Genomic DNA, 6,699 nt, shown 5'->3' on the forward strand with positions numbered 1-6,699 from the left:
CGTGGTGGGTGCGACAGGGATTGAACCTGTGACCCCCGCCGTGTGAAGGCGATGCTCTACCGCTGAGCTACGCACCCGGTTGATGGAGATGCTAATACCCCGCGCATATGCGCTTGGCAAGGGGGTATGGGCATAAATTTAAAAAAGACCGCAGGTTGCTTGAGATGTCGGTAAAAACATAAAGCAGCGTCTTTTTTCGGGGCGTATTCCACTCGATGTCGGTGATAAAAAAAGGCAGGGGACTCGCCCCTGCCTTTCGCGGTTTTTTCTGTAAGAGATATTTTATTTCAGAAACCCCACCAGTTTTTCGGCTTCGGTCACAATGGGGTCGGCTATTGCCTGGGCTCGCCGCGCGCCATCGCGCAGCATGTGCTGCAGATGCGTTTCGTCCTTCAGCAGGCGTGACGTTTCCAGCCCGATCGGGGCAATGGCGCCGACGACAACTTCCGTCAACGCGTTCTTGAAGGGGCCGAACCCCTGTCCGTTGTGGATGTCGAGAACCTGCTGCACGGTCATGTCAGCCAGTGCGGCATAAATCGTAACCAGATTTTTAGCCTCCGGGCGGGTCTCAAGCTCCGCCGGAGTATCTGGCAGGACATCGGTATCGGTTTTTGCGCGGCGGATTTTCTGGGCGATTGTGTCCGCATCATCCGTAAGCTCTATGCGGCTTTGGGCTGACGGGTCCGATTTGGACATTTTCTTGGTGCCGTCGCGCAGGCTCATGACGCGTGCGGCGGCAGGTGGAATAAGGGCTTCAACCTGCGGGAAAAATTCGACACCGTAATCGTGGTTGAATTTCTGGGCGACGTCGTTGGTCAGTTCCAGATGCTGCTTCTGGTCTTCGCCCACAGGTACATGGGTCGCTTTATAGGCAAGAATGTCCGCAGCCATCAGATTGGGATAGACATACAGACCGGATGAGTGGTTTTCACGGTCTTTTCCTGCCTTGTCCTTGAACTGGGTCATGCGGTTCAGCCAGCCAAGGCGAGTGACACAGTTGAAGATCCAGGCCAGTCGGGCATGTGCGGAAACAGCGGACTGATTGAAAAGAATATGACGTGACGCATCAATGCCTGACGCCAGCAGAATGGCTGCCTGGGTCAGTGTATGGCGCCGAAGTTCCTCCGGTTCCTGCCAGACGGTGATCGCATGCATGTCCACCAGGCAGAAAATACAGTCATGAGCGTCCTGAAGCTTCACCCAGTTGCGGATGGCGCCAAGATAATTGCCCAGTTGCGGAACGCCCGAGGGCTGAATGCCGGAGAAAATACGTTGCATGAGGATAAAATCTTACCTGCTGGATGATCTCGAAGGTCAGGGAATGGGGTGTAGGCGGTCCAGATTTTCGCGCTCACTGGCAATTTTACCAGCCGACTGCCGAACAGCGCGTGCCTGGGCAATGTCTGCGGCCGTGATCTCGGGCGCCGGCTTTGTCTGTCCCCGGCTTGAAAGCCAGGTCAGGATCGCCGCAACATCGTCATCGGAAAGGTAGCGGAAGGGCGGCATTTCGGCATTGTAGCGCAGACCGTTGGCCTTGATCGGTCCGCTGACACCGTTCATGAGCACGTTGGCCAGGTAGTGTCGGCCTTCTGCCGTGGATGCAATGCGGTCCAGGCGGCCAACAAGCGGGGGAACCTCCCCCGGCATGCCGTCGCCACTGTGATGGCAGATTCCGCAGTTGCTGCCGTACAGGCTTTTGGGGCTTTTACGCGAACATCCACCCAGAAGCAGTACGCTGAACACAGCCAGCACATATCCGGTGTTCCGGAAAAAAGGCAAAGCCGCCAGAGGGGCATTACCCTTCATGCGCGTGCTCGACCCCCAGAAGCTGAATGCGGAAAATCAGCGGGCTGTCGGTGGGAATAATGCCCATGGTCTTGTGCCCGTAGCCGAGTTCGGGCGGCACATAGAGCATCCACGTATCGCCCACATGCATCATGGGCAGTGCTTCCATCCAAGCCTTGACCAGCCCGTCGAGCGGCATCTGCATATACGCGCCATTGCCATGCTGTTCCGATGAATCGAAAATCGAACCATCGGGCAGGCGGCCTTCATAAATGACCATCAGCCCGTCGCCCCGTCGTGGCTGTTCACCGTCCTTGGGGCCTGATTCCAGAACCTTGTAGGCCAGACCGTCCTTGAGAACCGTAACACCCGGCTGAGAGCGGAGCTTTTCCATCTCCTGGGCGGGCGTAAGCTCAACTTCTGCTTCTTCCTTGTGACCGCCGCACGCCATCAGAGAAAGCGTCAGGCTTGCCACAAGAGCGCGGGAGATGAGGGAAAAACGACGGACCATGGTCTTTTTGGCTCCTTTTGTCCCGGGTTCTCATGAACCCGAGGTGGATTACAGCGTGCCGCCGCGACGGCCGATCTGCGCGCCCAGGCGCAGGCGCAGGGCGTTCAGCTTGATAAAGCCCTGTGCGTCTTCCTGATTATACGCCCCTTCATCGTCCTCAAAGGTGACGACACGGGTATCGTAGAGGCTGTTGGGGCTTTCACGGCCAACACAGATGACATTACCCTTGTAGAGCTTGAGCCGGACACGACCGCTGACCGACTGCTGGGATGCGTCGATCAGGGCCTGAAGCATCCGCCGTTCGGGGGAGAACCACAAGCCGTTATAAATGATGGCCGCATAGCGTGGCATCAGGCTGTCCTTGAGGTGCATGGCCTCGCGGTCCAGAGTAATGGATTCGATGCTGCGATGCGCTGCCAGCAGGATCGTGCCGCCGGGTGTTTCGTAAATCCCGCGCGATTTCATCCCTACAAACCGGTTTTCCACCAGGTCCAGGCGGCCGATGCCGTTGGCCTTGCCCAGTTCGTTCAGGCGGGTCAGCAATGTCGCGGGCGAAAGGGCTTCGCCATTGATCGCCACCGGGTCGCCGCTGACGAAATCAATGGTGATTTCGGTCGCTTTGTCGGGTGCCGATTCCGGCGCAATGGTGCGCTGGAACACGATTTCCTCGGGAGCGACAGCGGGGTCTTCCAGCATCTTGCCTTCGGAGGAGGAATGCAGAAGGTTCGCATCGACAGAGAAGGGGGCTTCTCCACGTTTGTCCCGTGCGATCGGAATCTGGTTTTCCTCGGCAAAGGACAGCAGGCGTGTGCGCGATGTCAGGTCCCATTCCCGCCAGGGGGCAATGACCGTGATATCGGGCTTGAGCGCGTAATAGGCCAGTTCAAAACGGACCTGGTCGTTACCCTTGCCGGTTGCGCCATGGGCCACGGCATCGGCGCCCACGGCTTCGGCGATCTCGATCTGGCGCTGGGCGATCAGCGGGCGCGCAATGGAGGTGCCCAGCAGGTACTGACCCTCATACAGGGTGTTGGCGCGGAACATGGGAAAGACGAAGTCTTTGACGAATGTTTCACGCAGATCTTCGACAAAGATTTCCTTGACGCCGAAAAGCTCCGCCTTCTTGCGGGCCGGACCCAGTTCTTCGCCCTGACCGAGGTCTGCGGTAAAGGTGACCACCTCGCAGCCATAGGTTTTCTGGAGCCAGCGCAGGATAACGGACGTATCGAGCCCGCCGGAATAGGCAAGCACAACTTTCTTGACGTCTTTTTTGGCGGAAGTCGCGCCCATGTGGAAGATCTCCTGGTCAAACTTAAAGACTGCTGGCCTCTCTCCTAACATTGCAAGGAGCCGGGAACCAGAGCGCTTTCCATTCAGGAATGATGGATTACCCGAAAAATACCGATCAGGCAGGGTTTTCGCTGGCGCGGGCGCGTTCGCTGGCTGTCTTGAGCTGCCCGCATGCGGCAAGAATATCCCGTCCCCGGGGTGCCCGGATGGGGGAGGCAAAGCCCGCGTTCATGACAATATCCGCAAAACGCGCCTGCTGTTCACGGGTGGAAGGACGATAGGCGCTGCCCGGCCAGGGGTTGAAGGGAATAAGATTGACCTTTGCGGGTATGCCCGCAATCAGGCGCACCAGTTCACGGGCGTCGGCCTCGCTGTCGTTGACACCACGCAGCATGATATATTCGAACGTGATCCGGCGTGCATTGCTGGCGGCAGGGTATCGGCGGCAGGCTGCCAGAACCTCCTCGATCGGGTATTTGCGGTTCAGGGGCACAATTTCGTCACGCAGGTCGTTACGCACGGCATGGAGCGACACTGCAAGGTTGATACCGAGTTCATCACCACACCGATCCATAAGCGGCACGACGCCAGACGTGGACAGTGTGATGCGGCGGCGTGATAGCCCAATGCCTTCCCCGTCCATGATGATCTTCATGGCCTTGGCAATGTTTTCGTAATTATAAAGTGGCTCTCCCATGCCCATCAGCACAATGGTGGACAGCAGCCGGGGTGTTTCTCCCTTGGGGCTGGGCCATTCAGCGTAGGAATCGCGGGCCGCCATGAACTGGCCGACAATTTCAGCCGCACCCAGATTCCGCACCAGCTTTTGTGTGCCTGTATGGCAGAACGTGCAGGACAGCGTGCACCCCACCTGGGACGAAATACAGACCGCCCCACGATCTTCCCGCCGGTCGGGGATATAAACGGTCTCGGCTTCCTGCCCGTCACGGAAACGGAAGAGAAATTTACGCGTTTCATCGCTGGATGTCTGGACCGTCGCTGCCTCCGGGCGGCTGATCACAAAGCGTTCTGCAAGCTTTTGCTGAAGCGGGCGGGCAATGCTGCTCATGCGCTCGAAATCGGTCACGCCCTGATGGTATATCCAGTGCCAGAGCTGCTTGGTGCGGAAAGGCTTTTCGCCAATTTCGACCAGAAGGTCCGTCAGTTCCTCGCGTGAAAGACCGACCAGGTCGCGCCGTCCATCGGCCATAACCCCTGTAGGCGGGCTGAACAGGGCGGCTTTCGCCAGAATACGCGTCCGCTCCTCCGCGTTCAGCGCCATGATGGCATCTGTGCTGGAGGACGACGGGGAAGACGAGGACGACACAACAGGCGACATGACAGACTACATTTAAGAGAAAGAAGAGGCTTCTATACCAAGAAAAGAGTGTTCCTGATACAAGCCTCTGTCCGTCGGGGTGCTTTTATTGTGCGTGACAGGGCCCGTGTTCAGGGGGTGGCGGGTGAATCCTGCGTTTTCAGGGCCGTGCGAAGCCATGGGGCCATGGTGACTTTGGACAGATCGATATTGTCCAGAATCATCCCGATGGTCTGCGCGGAGTAGGCGTCTGGCTTCGTATCCGCGGAAATCGGAAAGGCCGGACGGGTAATTTCCAGTTTGATGGCCGGTTCGCTGGCTGGGTCCGGTGTCCCGGTTGCGCTGACAGGTGCCAGCCCGTCGGGCTGGATCGAGGCCGTGACCGACAGGCTGTTGCGTTCGGGATGCTGGCCGAAATAGAGATAAGCATAGGTCGCCGCCGCGGACAGCACATCGGTCAGGGTCAGGCGATAGGGATTGCTCTCTGACACGGCATGCACATGCAACGCTGCCGGATCGGCCTGAATATTCAGGGACCCAGCCTGTGCGTCGTCCTTCAGCACCAGACCGTCCTGCTCGTAACCGCTCAGCAGGGTGCCAGAGGCACCCTGTGTCGTCGCCGCAGAGCGGGCAGCGGACGGGTGGGAAACCGGTGCTGCATGTGCGACGTGAAGGGTGCTGACAAGAAAACCGGCACCAAGCACAGCGGCGAGTTTAGTCATGATACGGTTGGTCCCTCGGGTCATTGTTTTTTATTCAGAGTCTATGCTCGCTAAAAAGTGTGGCAAAAAATAAGCAAAACTGCCATGCGAAAAGCAGGGTACAACTTGAAAATATTATTTAAGTCTGTGCGGCCCAATACGGGAAAAGCAAGCTGATTACTCTGCAGCTGCTGTGACTGTTAAAGCCAGCCACGCAGGGCGGCACCGCATGACGCAAGGGGGCGGTGCGGTCATTTGCGGCGGACTGGCTCAGTCGTGGCGTGCGGCGATCAGAAACTCCCGGTTTCCTTCCGGGCCGGTAATCGGGCTCGGCTCGATCCCCAGAACCTGCCAGCCGGGCAGGGTCTGCCACCATGTCTGAATGGTCGCGCATACTGCGTCATGCACGGCAACATCCCGCACGACCCCTTTTGCTCCGATCTGGTCGCGCCCGGCCTCGAACTGGGGTTTGATCAGGGCTACGGCCCATGCTCCCGGGGCCGCCAGCGCCAAGGCTGCGGGCAGGACTGTCCTCAGACCGATAAAGCTTGCATCGCATACGATTGCTTCGGGCGGGTGCGGAATAAGCGTGTTATCCAGATAACGGGCGTTGCATTTTTCCAGCACTGTTACCCGGGGGTCGGAACGGAGTTTCCAGGCCAGTTGGCCATGCCCGACATCGACCGCGTAAACGGCACGTGCACCGTGCGTTAACAGCACATCGGTAAAGCCACCGGTCGATGCACCGACATCAAGGCAGGTGCGGCCTTCGGGGGAGAGGTCAAAATACTCCAGCGCGTGGGCCAGTTTGCAGCCCCCGCGTGACACCCATGGATGGTCCTGGCCTCGTACCTCAAGCGCCACGTCTTCCGCGAGTGGGTCGCCTGCCTTGGCTATGCGTTTTTCGCCCGAAAACACAAGCCCTGCCATAATCAGGGCCTGTGCCTTGCTGCGGCTTTCAACCAGCCCACGGTCGACAAGTAACTGGTCTGCGCGACGGCGAGCCATAGGTCAGGCCGTTTGTTCCGTCAGGCGCACACCCAGTGCGGAGAGCGCTGTTGCGACGATATGCGGAGCGTTGAGACCAGCCTCGT

At 58.5% G+C, this 6,699-nt stretch carries 7 protein-coding genes and 1 tRNA gene; all 8 read right to left on the reverse strand.

The features are described from left to right. Positions 1-2: 2 nt before the first annotated feature. The 8 genes from ABF990_RS14395 to ABF990_RS14430 all read right to left on the reverse strand — a co-directional run bounded on the left by ABF990_RS14395 (position 3) and on the right by ABF990_RS14430 (position 6,613). A tRNA-Val gene (locus ABF990_RS14395) sits at positions 3-77 on the reverse strand. A 205-nt stretch (positions 78-282) separates the two neighbouring features. After that, entirely contained in the window at positions 283-1,278 is a 996-nt protein-coding gene (gene trpS / locus ABF990_RS14400; protein WP_415500950.1) for a tryptophan--tRNA ligase, read from the reverse strand. Positions 1,279-1,314: 36 nt separating this feature from the next. Continuing rightward, a complete protein-coding gene (locus ABF990_RS14405; protein WP_415500951.1) occupies positions 1,315-1,806 on the reverse strand; it encodes a c-type cytochrome in 492 nt (163 codons plus the stop codon). Beyond that, entirely contained in the window at positions 1,796-2,296 is a 501-nt protein-coding gene (locus ABF990_RS14410; RefSeq protein WP_415492374.1) for an FKBP-type peptidyl-prolyl cis-trans isomerase, read from the reverse strand. Before ABF990_RS14410 ends, ABF990_RS14405 begins: the two co-directional genes overlap by 11 nt. A gap of 48 nt (positions 2,297-2,344) precedes the next feature. Next, positions 2,345-3,586: an argininosuccinate synthase gene (locus ABF990_RS14415; RefSeq protein WP_415492373.1), complete on the reverse strand. Its 1,242-nt coding sequence runs from the start codon at positions 3,584-3,586 to the stop codon at positions 2,345-2,347. Between the two features lie 115 nt (positions 3,587-3,701). Continuing rightward, positions 3,702-4,925 (reverse strand): 23S rRNA (adenine(2503)-C(2))-methyltransferase RlmN, encoded by a 1,224-nt coding sequence (gene rlmN / locus ABF990_RS14420; protein ID WP_415492372.1) that lies wholly within the window; start codon positions 4,923-4,925, stop codon positions 3,702-3,704. 110 nt (positions 4,926-5,035) lie between these two features. Next, positions 5,036-5,626, reverse strand: coding sequence for a hypothetical protein (locus ABF990_RS14425; protein ID WP_415500952.1), 591 nt, complete (start codon positions 5,624-5,626; stop codon positions 5,036-5,038). 249 nt (positions 5,627-5,875) lie between these two features. Next, positions 5,876-6,613 (reverse strand): TlyA family RNA methyltransferase, encoded by a 738-nt coding sequence (locus ABF990_RS14430; protein WP_415492370.1) that lies wholly within the window; start codon positions 6,611-6,613, stop codon positions 5,876-5,878. Positions 6,614-6,699: the final 86 nt, after the last annotated feature.

The sequence above is a fragment of the Acetobacter sp. genome, from assembly GCF_047723915.1.
GTDB lineage: Bacteria > Pseudomonadota > Alphaproteobacteria > Acetobacterales > Acetobacteraceae > Acetobacter.

Bases quoted from the DNA above. Each gene is read 5' to 3' on its own strand.
- trpS (WP_415500950.1), bottom strand. From the start codon at position 1,278: ATGCAACGTATTTTCTCCGGCATTCAGCCCTCGGGCGTTCCGCAACTG.
- ABF990_RS14405 (WP_415500951.1), bottom strand. From the start codon at position 1,806: ATGAAGGGTAATGCCCCTCTGGCGGCTTTGCCTTTTTTCCGGAACACC.
- ABF990_RS14410 (WP_415492374.1), bottom strand. From the start codon at position 2,296: ATGGTCCGTCGTTTTTCCCTCATCTCCCGCGCTCTTGTGGCAAGCCTG.
- ABF990_RS14415 (WP_415492373.1), bottom strand. From the start codon at position 3,586: ATGGGCGCGACTTCCGCCAAAAAAGACGTCAAGAAAGTTGTGCTTGCC.
- rlmN (WP_415492372.1), bottom strand. From the start codon at position 4,925: ATGTCGCCTGTTGTGTCGTCCTCGTCTTCCCCGTCGTCCTCCAGCACA.
- ABF990_RS14425 (WP_415500952.1), bottom strand. From the start codon at position 5,626: ATGACTAAACTCGCCGCTGTGCTTGGTGCCGGTTTTCTTGTCAGCACC.
- ABF990_RS14430 (WP_415492370.1), bottom strand. From the start codon at position 6,613: ATGGCTCGCCGTCGCGCAGACCAGTTACTTGTCGACCGTGGGCTGGTT.